Genomic DNA, 14,874 nt, shown 5'->3' with positions numbered 1-14,874 from the left:
CTGGTATTTCTAATGTTAATCTAACAGCCGATTTTTTCAGTCAATAAGAGATAAAGTCTAAATCAAGTCAAATATTTAGGTATCATATTGATAAAAGGTCACTATTCATACAAATAAGATTTTTATTGGAGGAATGATTCATCAAAATTATTGCAGTAACTTTGTAATAATCCTGCGTTTATATTGTTAACAGAGGGGAAAACAGGTGAGTATAGCCATTATGATTGGCACACACGGGGCTGCGGCTGAGCAACTGCTTCGTACCGCAGAGATGTTAATTGGAGAGCAAGAAAATGTTTCTTACATTGACTTCGTTCCTGGTGAAAATGCCGATACCTTATTTGAAAAATACAACAGTAAACTGGAAACGCTTAATACAGCGCAAGGTGTACTGTTTCTTGTCGATACATGGGGAGGAAGTCCATTCAATGCGGCTAGCCGTATCGCCGTAGATAAAGAGAATTATGAGATCATCACCGGAGTTAACGTTCCAATGCTGGTTGAAACCTTTATGTGTCGAGATGATGACCCATCTCTGGCAGAACTGGTTTCTGTTGCTCTGGAAACCGGGAAAGAAGGCATCCGGGCCCTGAAAACAGAAGAACCTCAAAAAGCTGAACCAGCCAAGCCCGTGGCATCCGTTGCGGCACCTTCATTTGCACCATCAACCGGTAGTCATATGAAAATTGCACTGGCTCGAATTGATGACCGCCTCATTCATGGTCAGGTTGCTACACGTTGGACAAAAGAAACCAATGTCAAACGGATCATTGTCGTCAGCGATGAAGTTGCTGCTGATACTGTCCGTACCACCTTGCTAAAACAAGTTGCTCCACCGGGGCTCAGTGCTCACGTTGTTGATGTTGCAAAATGTGTTCGCGTTTATAACAACCCGAAATATGCCAATGAACGTGTCATGTTACTGTTTACAAACCCAACAGATGTTTTGCGTTTAATCGAAGATGGTGTCGATATCACTTCTGTCAACATTGGTGGAATGGCTTTCCGTCAGGGAAAAACGCAAGTTAACAACGCAATATCCGTTGATGAAACCGATATTGCAGCTTTCCAAAAACTAAATGAACGAGGCATTGAACTTGAAGCCCGTAAGGTTGCCAGTGACAGCCGCTTACAAATGATGGATCTACTCCAGAAGGTTAAAAACGAAAATCAGAACAGAGCAATTTAACTATTACTCAACGACAAAAATCACTCAATGACAAAAATTTCTCACCAAATTTAATTTGGTTACAGGAGACAAACAATGGAAATTACCGTTGTTCAAATTGCATTGATATTCATCGTAGCTTGTATAGCCGGAATGGATTCCATTCTTGATGAATTTCAATTCCACCGCCCACTCGTGGCCTGCACCTTAATCGGGATCATTCTTGGTGACATGACAACCGGTATCATTATCGGTGGTACGCTAGAGATGATCGCTCTTGGCTGGATGAATATCGGTGCTGCAATTGCCCCGGATGCGGCCTTAGCATCAATCATCTCAACGATTCTGGTCATCGCGGGTGGTCGTGATATCGGTGAAGGTATCGCTTTGGCCATTCCACTGGCAGCAGCAGGGCAAGTGCTGACTATCATTGTACGTACCATCACAGTCGCCTTTCAGCATGCTGCTGACAACGCGGCAGAACGTGGCAGCCTGCGTGCGATTAGCTTGATCCATCTATCCGCATTACTGCTCCAGGCTATGCGTATCGCCATCCCTGCCCTGATCGTTGCACTATCGGTTGGTACCAACGAAGTCCAGCAGTTACTTGCTTCTATTCCAAAAGTGGTAACAGATGGCTTGAACATTGCTGGGGGTATGATCGTCGTTGTGGGTTACGCAATGGTTATCAACATGATGCGTGCCGGTTACCTAATGCCCTTCTTCTATCTCGGTTTCGTCACAGCGGCATTCACTGATTTTAACCTGGTTGCATTAGGCATTATTGGTATTGTTATGGCTGTGCTGTACATCCAGCTAAGCCCTAAATATAACAAATCTCAGGTAGTGGCTACCCCTGGACACACCAATAACGACCTTGATAACGAATTAGATTAAAAGGATGAGCAACATGTTAGATACAACAAAAACGACTGCTCAGACAGCAGACCAGAAAAAACTGACACCCAGTGATATCCGTGGTGTATTTCTCCGTTCTAATGTATTTCAAGGTTCATGGAACTTTGAACGTATGCAGGCTTTGGGTTTCTGTTTCTCTATGGTGCCAGCTCTTCGTCGTTTGTATCCAGAAAATACCGATGAGCGTAAACAGGCACTCAAACGCCACCTTGAATTCTTTAACACTCACCCTTACGTCGTCGCACCTGTACTGGGTGTCACGCTGGCAATGGAGGAACAGCGTGCTAATGGCGCAACGATTGATGATGGTGCGATTAACGGTATCAAAGTCGGTCTGATGGGGCCATTGGCCGGTGTTGGTGACCCTATTTTCTGGGGGACAGTCCGCCCAGTATTTGCTGCTTTGGGTGCTGGCCTGGCAATGAGTGGTAGCTGGCTTGGGCCTGTCTTGTTCTTCTTCTTATTCAATCTAGTACGCCTATTAGTTCTCTATTCAGGTATCTCTTATGGTTATAAGAAAGGGATCAATATCGTTCAAGATATGGGTGGTGGCTTCTTGCAAAAAATGACGGAAGGAGCGTCAATCCTTGGTCTATTTGTTATGGGGGCATTAGTTAATAAATGGACGAAAGTCAATATCCCGCTGGTTGTATCAGAAATTCCTAACCAACAGACAGGTGAAAAGACAATAACCACGGTTCAAAATATCCTCGATCAATTGATGCCAGGCTTGGTACCACTTTTGCTGACATTTGCTTGTATGTGGTTATTACGACATAAAGTCAATGCCCTGTGGATCATTATTGGTTTCTTTATTCTGGGAATTATTGGCGCCAGATTTGGTTTCCTTGGTCTCTAGTACAATATCATTCGGGGAGGAACTCCTCCCCATATTTTCTTTTTCATAACAATGCAAGGATAAGGAATGAGCCTTAATGATATAGTATTAGCTGGTTTAATCGTACTAATGCTAGCTTTTGCTGTTTATGACGAATTCGTGGTTAATTTTCTAAAAGGGAAAACTTACTTACAAATAAAGCTAAAAAGAAAACATAAAATTGATGCACTCATCTTTATTATCCTGATACTTATTGTTGTTTATAATAATATTACTGCTTATGGTAGCCGTTTAACCACATATTTATTGCTGTTTACTATCTTGATGACTATTTATATTGCCTATATACGTTCGCCTAAATTATTTTTTAAAAATAACGGTTTCTTCTATGTAAATACCTTTATTTCCTATAACCGGATAAAAACTATGAATTTATCTGAAGATGGCATTCTGGTTATTGGTTTAGAAAACAAGAAATTATATATATCAGTAAGCCAAATTGATGATTTGGAAAGAATTTATAAATTTCTCATCGAAAACAGATAGATAAGAAAAAATAATAAATAAAAAAGCAAATAATAAACAGTCAGCCTTACGCTGACTTTTATTTTCCCTATAAAACAGATAATGATAATTATTATCAATATCGTGCCTTAACCCTAAAAATAATATTATTTTCCCTTTTTGAATTATTGTGCTATCTTTTAAATTGTCATGGGGAGTAGCCTGTTTCAGAGAAACGATTTAGTTAATTTCTCTGAAAAGCCCGTATCAACACGCTCGTTACAAAATAAACGTGGTGCGGGTAGCCTTATTGCTATCCTAACAGGCATTATTGTTGCTCAAAATAGCAAAAAAATAGCCTAATGGGATAGCTATTAATTCGGTTGGCAAGACCATTGCATATAACACCATCATTGGTTGGGGGTGGATTATATGTATATGGAAACACCCAACCGAGGCTATATTAATGAATATGTACGCAACCCTTATCCTGGCTTTAGCACTCTCAATGGATGCCTTTGCTGCTGCAATTTGTAAAGGGGCCGCACTACATAGACCACATTTTCGTGAAGCAATCCGTACAGGTTTGATATTTGGCTTAGTAGAAGCCTGTACCCCATTGATTGGCTGGTCGATAGGGCTTTACGCCAGCCAGTATATTATGGAGTGGGATCACTGGATTGCTTTCACTCTGTTATTTGTTCTAGGTTGTAGAATGATAACAGAGAGTTTTAAAGCAAATCAGGAAAAAAAGTGTGAATCACCCTGCCGCAATAACTCAATAGTGTTGATAACAACAGCCATTGCCACCAGCCTGGATGCAATGGCAATTGGTATTGGGCTCGCGTTCCTTGAAGTCAATATCGTACACACTGCGATGGCTATCGGAATGGTGACAATGATTATGGCAACATTGGGAATATTAATTGGCCGTTATATTGGCCCACTGCTAGGCAAATGCGCTGAGCTTATTGGTGGACTGATTCTGATTGCAATTGGCTTCAATATCTTATTTGAACATCTCGAATTATTTATGTACGCGAAATAACTCTACCAGCCCAAAATATCTATCTGTTAAACACTATATTTTGGGCTGAAATCTTGATCAATTAAGGCGTTGATAGACCCGCAGTATAAAATCAGTTTCACATTCAAGCAGCGCTCTATCTGCCAATTCTTTTTTCACATCTTCTATTGCTCGCCAGGCAAATGGTGTCATCTGTAATAAATGATACGCTTGCACGCCATCTAATTTCATTGGGTAAGATAACGATTCATCGGTTATCAATTCAAATCCTTCCAATGGTTCTGCCTTCAATGGATGAAGATGAATATTTTGATAAATCAACTCTTTGAGCTGATAAAGATGGCGAGGACCGGGAGTAACTGTCAAAACAATTCCCTGTGGCTTAACCACCCTTGCCAATTCCTCCGCTTTACAAGGTGCATAAATTCTTAACACCCCGGCAAGCGATTTATCGGCAAATGGCAAACGATGACTCGACGCAACACAAAAGCTGACAGCAGGATAGCGCTTAGCGCCATAACGAACCGCGATCTTAGCAACATCTAACCCATAGATTTTAAGATTACGTCTCTTGCCTAACTGTGCTTCAACCGCAGCGGTGTAATAACCTTCACCGCATCCTATATCCAGCAAACTTCCTGCATTTTCTGGCAGATACTTTTCCAGTAATTCCGAAACCCGTTGTTGTAATGGTTGATAATGCCCTGAATCCAAAAATGCTCTTCTTGATTGCATCATCTCTGGGCTATCCCCCGGTTCCTTGGATTTTTTATGCTGAACGGGCATCAAATTAACATACCCTTCTTTAGCACAATCAAACTGATGATTATTCTCACAGCGCCATTGTTGTCGAGTGAGCAATAAAGATTGATGACATAAGGGGCATTGATAAGACATAAGATTCCAAAAATATAAGCAAAAACCAGCCAGCACTATAGCATATTCTGATACTTTTCGTCGTAAATCATGCTAATTAATCATTTTATATGAACAATTAATCATTATCTTGAATGAAATTGTATTCTATTATTTTCAGTCCTTTCTTTGAAGCGTCTCGCAATATTTCTATGGAATAAATCTATTTATCAGGTATGATTCTTCAATCAAAAGCCAATAAAATATTATTGCTAATGAATCATTTAACTAATAAAAACAACTAATAACGCAGGTAATATAATGAACATTTTCATACAATATTTTAATAAATTAAGATCAATTTCCCCGAAATTCGATATTATGCCCAATACAAACTATTTTTATTTCATCCCACAGAAAAGTGACGCTGACGCTTTAGCAGATGATCTGGATAAGGTTCGTGCGGACTTTGCTGCCGTATTAAAGCAATTCAATGATGAAATTATATTATCTACAGGGAAAGAGACGATATATGAGCCAAAGAGTCACCGGAAAACATCCCAAAATAGCTAAGCAATCTAATCAAGGATACCCTATTGATTTCAAGATGCATCGCGACGGCAAGGGAGTGAATCCCCGGGAGCATAGCAAACTATGTGACCGGGGTGAGCGAGCGCAGCCAACAAAGAGGCAACTTGAAAGATGACGGGTATATCTATAGGGAAAGAGACGATATATGGGCCAAAGAGTCACCGGTAACGGTATTATATGCAATGGTCTTGCCAACCGAATTAATAGCTATCCCATCAGGCTATTTTGAACAACAATAATGCCTGTTAAAAAACACTAGAAATTACTTTATTTTTATGCCCTGCATAAGTGAAAGGCCATTTCTGAGACACAGGATTAATACCATTCACGGCAACTTGGGAATATCCGTCACCAAATTGCACTTTTCTTACATTGTGAACAAACTCACCAGCAGGACTATTCTGTACCTGAGTTCACCACTTAAATTCTTTTATTGCCATGTTTCACTTATAAAAAAACCTGTCGGAGCAGATTGGTTAAAAATAAAAAAACCAAAGTTAAGTGGCTAGATATGAAAAAACCCCGCTTGAGACGAGGTTTGATACCTTACGAATAATTAATTTACATAGACAACGCTTTTAAAACATGAATAGGATCTTTTTCTATTGCTTTCAGCAATGCTTTTGCTGGCCCGGTTGGTTCACGTCTTCCTTGCTCCCAATTGCGTAAAGTCCCAACATTAACGGAAATCAACTTAGCAAAACCAGTTTGACTTAAGCCTGTCGCTTGGCGAATATTCTTTACTTTTATCGCCTCAACATTAATTTCACGAGAGGGCACACGTTCACCATTAATAATCTCATTCATCTGTGTCATACTTTCAGTCAGCCTGGCAAATAATTTACTATCCATCTTTACCACCTCTCATTTAAGTCTCTCAGGATATTCTTCTCTGATTCACTCAGATCGTCTTTTGCGCCTTTTTTATAAATCAACAACAATCGGATATGTGAAACATCCACTTTGTCGTAATAAATAATACGTACACCACCACGCTTTCCCTTACCACGAGAGACCCACCTGACTTTACGCAACCCGCCAGTACGCTGGATAACATCTCCAGCCGTGGGATTATCTGCAAGATATTGCTGAAACTCACGATATTCATCGCCACTTAATAACTCTTTACAGTCCTCAGTAAAAATATCAGTTTCAATGAATATCATATTTAAGTACGTCATAAGTGTATGTGAAATCATCATATGCCCCATCACACAGTAAGTCAATGACGCATAAATGTCTATTGATATAAACTGCTTTAATAGTAGGTGTTTTTTACCCTCCTTTGCTTAGGGTTAGAATGAGCAACTAAAAAAACAATGCTGATATATACCCTATGGATTTCAAGATACATCGCGACGGCAAGGGAGCGAATCCTCGGGAGCATAGCTAACTATGTGACTGAGGTGAGCGAGTGCAGCCAACAAAGAGGCAACTTGAAAGATAACGGGTATAGATGTCGTGGAATTTGTGCACATAGCCCATTTGTTGTCATTAAACCCAGTCCAGATTCTGGACAAAATAAAGCTGAAAAAACCTAGTCTTAACAAAAACCTAAAGTGAACATCCACAGTGCATATCACAAATAAAAACACCAAAAAACGCTTTAATTTTATTGGTGTTTTTAGTTTAGGCTTCAACCGATGTCTATAGACTCTGAGAACTTTCCACTCTTATAAATTACGAATAAAAACACATATAAATCAGCATATTGCAACAACAGGAACTCACAAGACCATGAAAAATACCACGTTCTAATCAAGGGGTTAATTTGCGCCCTACATCGGTTGCATCTTACTCGCATCCTGTTCCGAGGCCGTGGCGATCTGTCTTTCATTTGGTGTCTCCCTCCTTTCAAAGTGCACGGTTTGGTAGCCAAGTTCCGTGCGATGCCATCGCGGCTAGAACGGTTGTGCTTACCTAATACTTTCGTCCCAACCACCGTGTTTCGCCTGTGTCACTTTAGCTTTTATCCTCGCCTCTAGCGACTTGATAAACCGAACCGAGGCCGCAACGTGATTGAAGAGAGACTCCAGCGCATCCTCAACCATCATCATCCCCCCTACAAATGGACGCGGTTGCTTGCCGAAAGCTTCTTCACGGAAGGCTGTCCATCAATCATGAGCCGTCCCGATTGCTTCCTCAGTTCGATTATTGAAGTTGTTTCCGAACGAGGGGCCTACTTGGCTTTTCAGTTCGATGGCTGCGATCAATTGTCCCTTGTAGAGCACCAAAGCCAAGAACCCGTCCATGTTCTTGCCAGCGGTGACTCCTGCACGTTCACCTTGGTCAGCCTTGCCCGACTCTATTTATTTTTGTCTTGCTGCTTCGCGGTTGCCCCAAAACTCCTTCACGGCTTCGCGGGCTTTCTGTTCGTAGTCGACGAGATCGAGCGCCATTTATTCTCCATTTCCCCCGAGGGCAGATCGTTCTTCTTGGCTTAGGTCGTAGAGCCTGAACACAGCCCGGTTGCAAGCTTGCAAGTCCCGTTTGATAGCAGCCTCGGCTAACTCACGGCGCAGCGGTTCTGGCACTTCAGCCCAGTGCGGAATGCGAATACGGCGCAGGTACTGCGCTTGGAAGCGTAGGAATCCACCTCGCATTTTCGTTGAATAGGTCGCCACAAACAGACGAGTGACAGCGGATAGCAGAACAGCCTGCAAGGCCCGTAAATCCCAGTCGTCTGACGTGACGTAGTAGAGGTTGTGATGAGGATACAGTTCACCATCTTCATAGACGATATGCGCCTGTCCCTTGATATCTGGAATCAGGAGCTTTGGCCTCGCAGCCAACGACGGCGTGATGCGGTCAATTGTGCGATACCAGTTGGCCGGAGCTTTCTGCGCACAGTGACGCCCAGCGATCACCTCTCGTCGAACCTCAAGGTAGCGCCGCAGACGGGGATACTCGTCAAGATCGACCAGTCCGCCCTGCTCAGCAAAGGGGTTGATAACACCCAGACCGCGCCAGTCGCAACACCGATCCCGACCTTACACCCTGCCTCTTCCAGCAGGGGAAAGTCCCCCTCCAGACGGCGAATAACCGCCATCTGGTCGAATGACTCCAGCAACCACGGCTCCGAACCGTTGGTCACTTGGGCAAGTTCACGCACCGGGCCGACTTCCTTCGGCAGCGAGGGTGCTTTGAGCAAACCTGCCAATGCGGTCAGCGTCGCCCGGTCAATAGCCGGGCGGTAAGCGATGCGCGTTGACCCCGGCACTTCACGGCTGATGATAGTGATTGCTGGGTAGGCAATCACATCGGAGTGGAAGGCAGGTGTATCCGCCATGTCGACATAGACTTTCAGGTGGAACCGCTCGGCTACGAGGCTGCGCAGTGGCCCGCCATAGCGGTTTTTCATCCAGCGATCAGCGCAGATGAAGCCTAGGCTGCCACCATCCGACAAAACCGACAGAGACCGCTCGATGAAGGGAATGTAAATATCTGCCCGGTCATACATCGTCAGGTAACGACCGCGATATTCGGCAAGCAGCGGCGCCGGAATCAACTCCTGACGGACATAGGGTGGGTTGCCAACCACAAAATCGAATTGCCCCTCCAGCGGTGCCAGCAGGAAATCGCCTTGCGACAGCCAGTAACTAGCCAACGTTGCCGCAGCATTCGCAGCGATCCCTTGCCGCCTGAGCAGTGCAACAACGGCAGCTTTGGTGCTCTTAAAGGTCTCGTAGTGCAGTTCCACCGCCCGGATTGCATCGGTTAGTTCGTCGAGCGCGGAACCGCTCGGCCTTGCTGCCCGCCATGCACTCAGTAGCCGCTCAATGATCGGCAACAGAAAGTCGCCACCACCAAATGACGGCTCCAAAAGCCGCTTTTCGTGAAGCGGTTGATCCTCTGTGTAACCAACCAAGTCGAGAATGAAATCCACCACCTCAGAGCGCGTGAAAATGGCCCCTCGGGCTTCGAGCCCGCCCTCCGTCGCCAAAGCCTCAGTCGCTACCGTGACGGGACATACAGGCACTGCAACAGCTCTAGGAGTAACCATGCTGCGCACGCTGTCTGCGGCATCTAGTTGTTGGGTCATCCCAAATCCTCATTGGCGCGGCGTGATGACGCCGACGTGCTTGTAAAGTGTGGTTCGGGACACGCCATAACGGCGGGCTACCTCGGCCACCTGAATATCGGGATCGCGCAACAGGGCTTTGATCTCGCGCTCCTGCTGGTCGTCTAGCTTCGGTTTGCGGCCACGTGCGCGGGCTGCTGCAAGCCCGGCCTGCTTGAGCGCGTCGCGCTGCAGGTCCAGGTGCCGGTCTATGCCGGACGCGGGATCATTCCCACTCAATAGTCGCCGGTGGTTTACCACTGACATCATAGACAACTCTCGATATCCCATTGACTTCATTGATGATCCGGTTAGAAACCCGGCCCAAGAAATCGTATGGCAAATGCGCCCAATGTGCGGTCATAAAATCAATCGTTTCTACTGCCCGTAACGAAACAACCCAGTCATATTTACGACCATCCCCCATCACGCCCACGGAGCGAACTGGCAAGAATACGGTAAACGCCTGGCTGACTTTATTGTACAAATCAGCCTTGTGCAGCTCTTCGATGAAAATAGCATCAGCCAGACGCAGCAGATCGCAGTACTCTTTCTTCACTTCACCCAGTACACGAACACCCAAGCCAGGGCCTGGGAATGGATGACGGTTCAACATGTCATAAGGCAATCCCAATTCCAAGCCAATCTTACGCACTTCATCTTTGAATAACTCTTTCAGCGGTTCCACCAAACCCAATTTCATCTCTTCCGGCAAACCACCTACGTTATGATGAGATTTGATAACGTGTGCTTTGCCTGTCGCAGATGCTGCTGATTCGATGACATCCGGATATATAGTGCCCTGTGCCAGCCATTTAACCTGAGCCTGTTTGCTCGCCTCTTCATCAAAGACTTCAACAAATACACGACCAATTGTTTTACGCTTCTCTTCAGGATCATTGATGCCAGCCAGTGCAGTAAGGAAGCAGTCTTCTGCTGGGACATGAATAATATTCAGCCCAAATTTACCGGCAAACATTTCCATCACCTGCTCAGCTTCATTCAAACGCAGTAAACCATTATCAACAAATACACAGGTCAGGCGGTTACCAATTGCGCGATGCAGTAACAATGCGGTGACAGAGGAATCAACACCACCGGACAGCCCCAAAATAACGTGATCTTCACCAACCTGTTCACGCAGGCGTACAACGGTATCTTCGATAATAGAAGCAGGTGTCCACAGCGCTTCACATTGGCATACATCCAGTACAAAACGTTCCAATATACGCTGCCCCTGATGGGTATGGGTGACTTCCGGGTGGAATTGCACGCCATAAAAACGTTTTTCTTCATTTGCTATGATGGCAAATGGACAGGTATCAGTGCTGGCGATAGTGACAAAGTCCTCGGGAATTGCAGTAACTTTATCACCGTGACTCATCCATACATCCAATAATGGTTTACCTTGCTCATTTAATGAATCTTGAATCCCACGGAATAATGCACTCTCCGCTTTAATCTCAACCTGGGCATAACCAAATTCACGCTCAGTAGAATCTTCTACCTTACCACCAAACTGTACTGACATCGTTTGCATACCATAGCAAACGCCCAGAACCGGAACGCCAGCGTTAAAAACATATTCAGGTGCACGTGGACTTCCTTGTGCTGTGGTACTTTCCGGACCACCGGAAAGAATAATACCGCTTGGGTTGAATTCGCGGATTTGCTGTTCAGTGACATCCCATGCCCAAAGTTCACAATAAACCCCGATTTCACGGATACGGCGAGCAATCAATTGAGTATATTGCGAACCAAAATCAAGGATAAGAATGCGGTGTTGATGGATATTAGTTGTCATGTGCGGTGAATTCCAAAAAAACAAGTAACAAATAAAAGATAAGTGGCCCTTATATGGGCCACAATAAATATGGATTACAAACCTAACCGGTAGTTTGGAGACTCTTTGATAATGGTGACATCGTGAACGTGGCTTTCCTGAATACCGGCATTACTAATGCGAACAAATTCTGCTTTGGTTCTCAATTCATCAATAGTTGCACAGCCAGTCAGCCCCATACAGGAACGCAAGCCTCCCATTTGCTGATGGACAATGTTTTTCAGCAAACCTTTATAGGCTACACGGCCTTCAATACCTTCCGGTACCAGCTTGTCTGCGGCATTATCAGTTTGGAAATATCGATCAGAAGAACCTTTGGACATCGCCCCCAATGATCCCATGCCGCGATAAGATTTAAATGAACGCCCCTGGTAGAGCTCAATTTCTCCTGGTGATTCTTCTGTCCCTGCCAGCATAGAGCCCACCATAACACATGACGCTCCTGCGGCGATGGCTTTGGCAATATCGCCAGAGAAACGAATACCACCATCAGCAATAACTGGAATACCGGTGCCTTCCAACGTTTCAACAGCATCAGAGATAGCCGTAATTTGTGGCACCCCTACACCGGTAACAATACGGGTAGTGCAGATAGAACCGGGACCAATACCGACTTTAACCGCATTGACGCCAGCCTCTACCAGCGCTTTTGCGCCTTCCCCAGTCGCCACGTTACCACCAATAATTTGTAGATTCGGGTATTTAGCGCGGGTTTCACGGATACGTTGCAGTACCCCTTCAGAATGACCATGCGAGGAATCAATAAGCAGAACATCAACACCGGCGGCAACCAATGCATCAATACGCGCTTCATTGCCAGCACCGGCACCAACCGCAGCACCAACACGTAAACGACCACGTTCATCCTTACAGGCGTTCGGTTTACGTTCTGCTTTCTGAAAATCTTTAACCGTGATCATGCCAAGTAGATGAAAGTTTTCATCAACTACCAGCGCTTTTTCGACACGTTTTTCGTGCATTTTTTGCAACACAACTTCACGGGCTTCACCTTCTTTTACTGTCACCAGACGCTCTTTAGGCGTCATTACCGCAGTAACAGGCTGATCCAAATCGGTAACGAAACGCACATCACGGCCAGTAATAATACCAACCAACTCATTTCCTTCAGTGACAACCGGATAACCCGCAAAACCATTACGTTCTGTCAATTCCTTAACTTCACGCAGCGTTGTTTTAGGTGCCACAGTGACTGGATCTGTCACTACCCCACTCTCATGTTTTTTGACTCGGCTAACTTCTTCTGCCTGACGCTCAATGGACATATTTTTATGGATAAAACCCATTCCACCTTCCTGAGCCAACGCAATAGCCAAACCGGATTCGGTGACGGTATCCATAGCGGCAGACAACATAGGAACTTTCAAACGAATGGAGGAAGTCAGTTGAGTAGACAGGTCAGCAGTGTTAGGTAAAACAGTAGAGTGGGCAGGAACTAACAGAACATCATCAAAGGTTAAAGCTTCTTTTTTAATTCGTAACATAAGCAATATCTCACCAAGCTGCTGAAAATTTAAGGAATAAAATATTGCCGCGGCATTATACAGAACGTAATCGGTTGCCTCCAGCATTTTATTAAAAAATTTCTTGCTTACTTCATGATGAAGGTTAGTATCAGCATATTAAGTTATTGTTTTGAAATTTGATCTTTCTCACATGTCACTACCTTTTAATACTGGAATTTTTTCTGTCAGCCGTCTCAATCAGACGGTTCGGCAACTGCTCGAAATGGAAATGGGCAGAATTTGGCTAAGCGCTGAAATATCCAATTTCTCTCACCCCGCCTCCGGGCACTGGTATTTCACGCTGAAAGATGAGCGTGCCCAAGTGCGGGCGGCAATGTTTCGCAGTAGCAATCAACGGGTAACATTCAGGCCACAAAATGGTCAGCAAGTTTTGGTTCGCGCGACAATCACGCTTTATGAACCAAGAGGAGATTACCAGCTTATTGTTGAAAATATGCAACCCGCCGGTGATGGCCTGTTACAGCAACAGTTTGAATTATTGAAACAAAAACTTGATACCGAAGGATTATTTGACCAAAGCCACAAGAAGCCCCTGCCATCCCCTGCTCAACAGCTTGGTGTCATTACTTCAACCAGTGGCGCAGCCCTGCATGATATTTTGAATATTTTAAAGCGCCGTGATCCATCATTACCCATCATCATTTATCCAACAGCGGTTCAGGGCACAGAAGCACCGTTACAGATTATCCGGGCTATTGAATTAGCTAATGAGCGTCGGGAGTGTGATGTATTGATTGTTGGGCGCGGTGGTGGCTCGCTGGAAGACTTATGGAGTTTCAACGATGAACATGTCGCCAGAGCCATTTTTCACAGTGATATTCCGATAGTCAGTGCGGTCGGTCATGAAACAGATGTCACCATTGCTGATTTTGTGGCAGATTTACGCGCCCCGACGCCATCAGCGGCCGCTGAGTTAGTTAGCCGTAATCAGCTCGAATTATTACGTCAAATTCAGTCGCAACAACAGCGGTTGGAAATGGCAATGGATTATTTCTTTGCCCAGAAACAACGTGTTTTCAGTCTGTTATCTCATCGTTTACAGCAACAACACCCTCATTTACGACTAGCGCGTCAGCAAAACTTACTGGTCAATTTACGCCAGCGACTCACTGACAGCTTGCAACGGTACTTAAAGCAAAGCAGCCTGGCTTATGAGAAATTGCAGCAACGGCTCTGGTACGTGGAACCTAGCTCGCAAATCCACCAGTATAGCCAACAGATTCAGCAACAAGATTTTCGGTTAAGACAAGCGATTGAAAGGCAAATCAGCCGTTCCAGAGAAAAATTTGCCATTTCCTGTTCACGGATGGAAGCCGTTAGCCCTCTGGCAACACTGGCCCGTGGTTACAGCATCAGTCAAGCATCGGATGGAAAATTACTGAAACAAACCAAACAGGTACATGTTGGTGATGTCCTGAATACCCGTTTACAAGATGGCTGGATTGAAAGTGAAGTGTTAAAAATCAAAAAAGAACGGAAAAAACGATCTGCAAATCTGAAATAGTGGCCTTCCTTTGCCACTTATT

General features: G+C 44.6%; 16 protein-coding genes and 2 pseudogenes. 8 read left to right on the top strand and 10 right to left on the bottom strand.

Annotation, left to right across the window (positions count from 1 at the left end):
* The first annotated feature begins 205 nt into the window (after positions 1-205).
* The 5 genes from manX (at position 206) to mntP (ending at position 4,476) form a co-directional block, all read left to right on the top strand.
* Positions 206-1,189, top strand: coding sequence for a PTS mannose transporter subunit IIAB (gene manX, locus LG003_RS00630; protein ID WP_262979959.1), 984 nt, complete (start codon positions 206-208; stop codon positions 1,187-1,189).
* Positions 1,190-1,264: 75 nt separating this feature from the next.
* A complete protein-coding gene (locus LG003_RS00625) occupies positions 1,265-2,065 on the top strand; it encodes a PTS mannose/fructose/sorbose transporter subunit IIC (protein ID WP_112894000.1) in 801 nt (266 codons plus the stop codon).
* Positions 2,066-2,078: 13 nt separating this feature from the next.
* On the top strand, positions 2,079-2,945 hold the full coding sequence (locus LG003_RS00620) for a PTS mannose transporter subunit IID (RefSeq protein ID WP_192880952.1): 867 nt from the start codon (positions 2,079-2,081) through the stop codon (positions 2,943-2,945).
* Positions 2,946-3,011: 66 nt separating this feature from the next.
* Positions 3,012-3,470, top strand: a complete 459-nt coding sequence (locus LG003_RS00615) for a DUF986 family protein (RefSeq protein WP_112875695.1) — start codon at positions 3,012-3,014, stop codon at positions 3,468-3,470.
* 424 nt (positions 3,471-3,894) lie between these two features.
* Positions 3,895-4,476, top strand: coding sequence for a manganese efflux pump MntP (gene mntP / locus LG003_RS00610; protein ID WP_146747879.1), 582 nt, complete (start codon positions 3,895-3,897; stop codon positions 4,474-4,476).
* 57 nt (positions 4,477-4,533) lie between these two features.
* On the opposite strand, the gene rlmA is transcribed toward mntP, so the two are convergent.
* Positions 4,534-5,352: a 23S rRNA (guanine(745)-N(1))-methyltransferase gene (rlmA, locus tag LG003_RS00605; protein ID WP_262979958.1), complete on the bottom strand. Its 819-nt coding sequence runs from the start codon at positions 5,350-5,352 to the stop codon at positions 4,534-4,536.
* A 279-nt stretch (positions 5,353-5,631) separates the two neighbouring features.
* Here rlmA and LG003_RS00600 point away from each other — a divergent pair, with 279 nt between their 5' ends.
* On the top strand, positions 5,632-5,883 hold the full coding sequence (locus tag LG003_RS00600) for a hypothetical protein (protein ID WP_240000658.1): 252 nt from the start codon (positions 5,632-5,634) through the stop codon (positions 5,881-5,883).
* 92 nt (positions 5,884-5,975) lie between these two features.
* Positions 5,976-6,140 carry a hypothetical protein gene (locus LG003_RS00595; protein WP_158537742.1) on the top strand — a complete coding sequence of 55 codons (165 nt, stop codon included), beginning with the start codon at positions 5,976-5,978 and terminating at the stop codon, positions 6,138-6,140.
* A gap of 6 nt (positions 6,141-6,146) precedes the next feature.
* Here the strand turns inward: LG003_RS00595 and LG003_RS00590 are convergent.
* The 9 genes and pseudogenes from LG003_RS00590 to guaB form a co-directional block, all read right to left on the bottom strand.
* A pseudogene (locus LG003_RS00590) lies at positions 6,147-6,296 on the bottom strand (phage tail protein); the annotation flags it as partial.
* Positions 6,297-6,462: 166 nt separating this feature from the next.
* Positions 6,463-6,753 carry a helix-turn-helix domain-containing protein gene (locus tag LG003_RS00585; protein ID WP_112875692.1) on the bottom strand — a complete coding sequence of 97 codons (291 nt, stop codon included), beginning with the start codon at positions 6,751-6,753 and terminating at the stop codon, positions 6,463-6,465.
* 2 nt (positions 6,754-6,755) lie between these two features.
* Positions 6,756-7,067 carry a type II toxin-antitoxin system RelE/ParE family toxin gene (locus LG003_RS00580; RefSeq protein ID WP_112875898.1) on the bottom strand — a complete coding sequence of 104 codons (312 nt, stop codon included), beginning with the start codon at positions 7,065-7,067 and terminating at the stop codon, positions 6,756-6,758.
* 750 nt (positions 7,068-7,817) lie between these two features.
* Positions 7,818-8,300: pseudogene (locus tag LG003_RS00575) on the bottom strand (PaeR7I family type II restriction endonuclease).
* The gene (locus tag LG003_RS00570; protein ID WP_262979957.1) at positions 8,301-8,768 is read right to left on the bottom strand and encodes a TaqI-like C-terminal specificity domain-containing protein; all 468 of its coding nucleotides are present in this window, start codon (positions 8,766-8,768) and stop codon (positions 8,301-8,303) included. It lies immediately after the preceding pseudogene.
* On the bottom strand, positions 8,765-9,943 hold the full coding sequence (locus LG003_RS00565; RefSeq protein WP_262979956.1) for an Eco57I restriction-modification methylase domain-containing protein: 1,179 nt from the start codon (positions 9,941-9,943) through the stop codon (positions 8,765-8,767). The genes LG003_RS00570 and LG003_RS00565 overlap by 4 nt, the downstream gene beginning before the upstream one ends.
* 9 nt (positions 9,944-9,952) lie before the next feature.
* Positions 9,953-10,201: a helix-turn-helix domain-containing protein gene (locus LG003_RS00560; protein WP_262979955.1), complete on the bottom strand. Its 249-nt coding sequence runs from the start codon at positions 10,199-10,201 to the stop codon at positions 9,953-9,955.
* The gene (gene guaA / locus LG003_RS00555; protein WP_262979954.1) at positions 10,188-11,765 is read right to left on the bottom strand and encodes a glutamine-hydrolyzing GMP synthase; all 1,578 of its coding nucleotides are present in this window, start codon (positions 11,763-11,765) and stop codon (positions 10,188-10,190) included. The genes LG003_RS00560 and guaA overlap by 14 nt, the downstream gene beginning before the upstream one ends.
* A gap of 74 nt (positions 11,766-11,839) precedes the next feature.
* Positions 11,840-13,306, bottom strand: coding sequence for an IMP dehydrogenase (guaB, locus tag LG003_RS00550; protein ID WP_262979953.1), 1,467 nt, complete (start codon positions 13,304-13,306; stop codon positions 11,840-11,842).
* A gap of 172 nt (positions 13,307-13,478) precedes the next feature.
* Between guaB and xseA the strand changes: the two genes are divergently transcribed.
* Positions 13,479-14,852 (top strand): exodeoxyribonuclease VII large subunit, encoded by a 1,374-nt coding sequence (gene xseA, locus LG003_RS00545; RefSeq protein ID WP_262979952.1) that lies wholly within the window; start codon positions 13,479-13,481, stop codon positions 14,850-14,852.
* Positions 14,853-14,874: the final 22 nt, after the last annotated feature.

It is taken from the genome of Photorhabdus kleinii, assembly GCF_025384885.1.
In the GTDB taxonomy this organism is placed as follows: Bacteria; Pseudomonadota; Gammaproteobacteria; order Enterobacterales; family Enterobacteriaceae; genus Photorhabdus; species Photorhabdus kayaii.
This window is presented reverse-complemented; position numbering and strand designations above follow the sequence as displayed.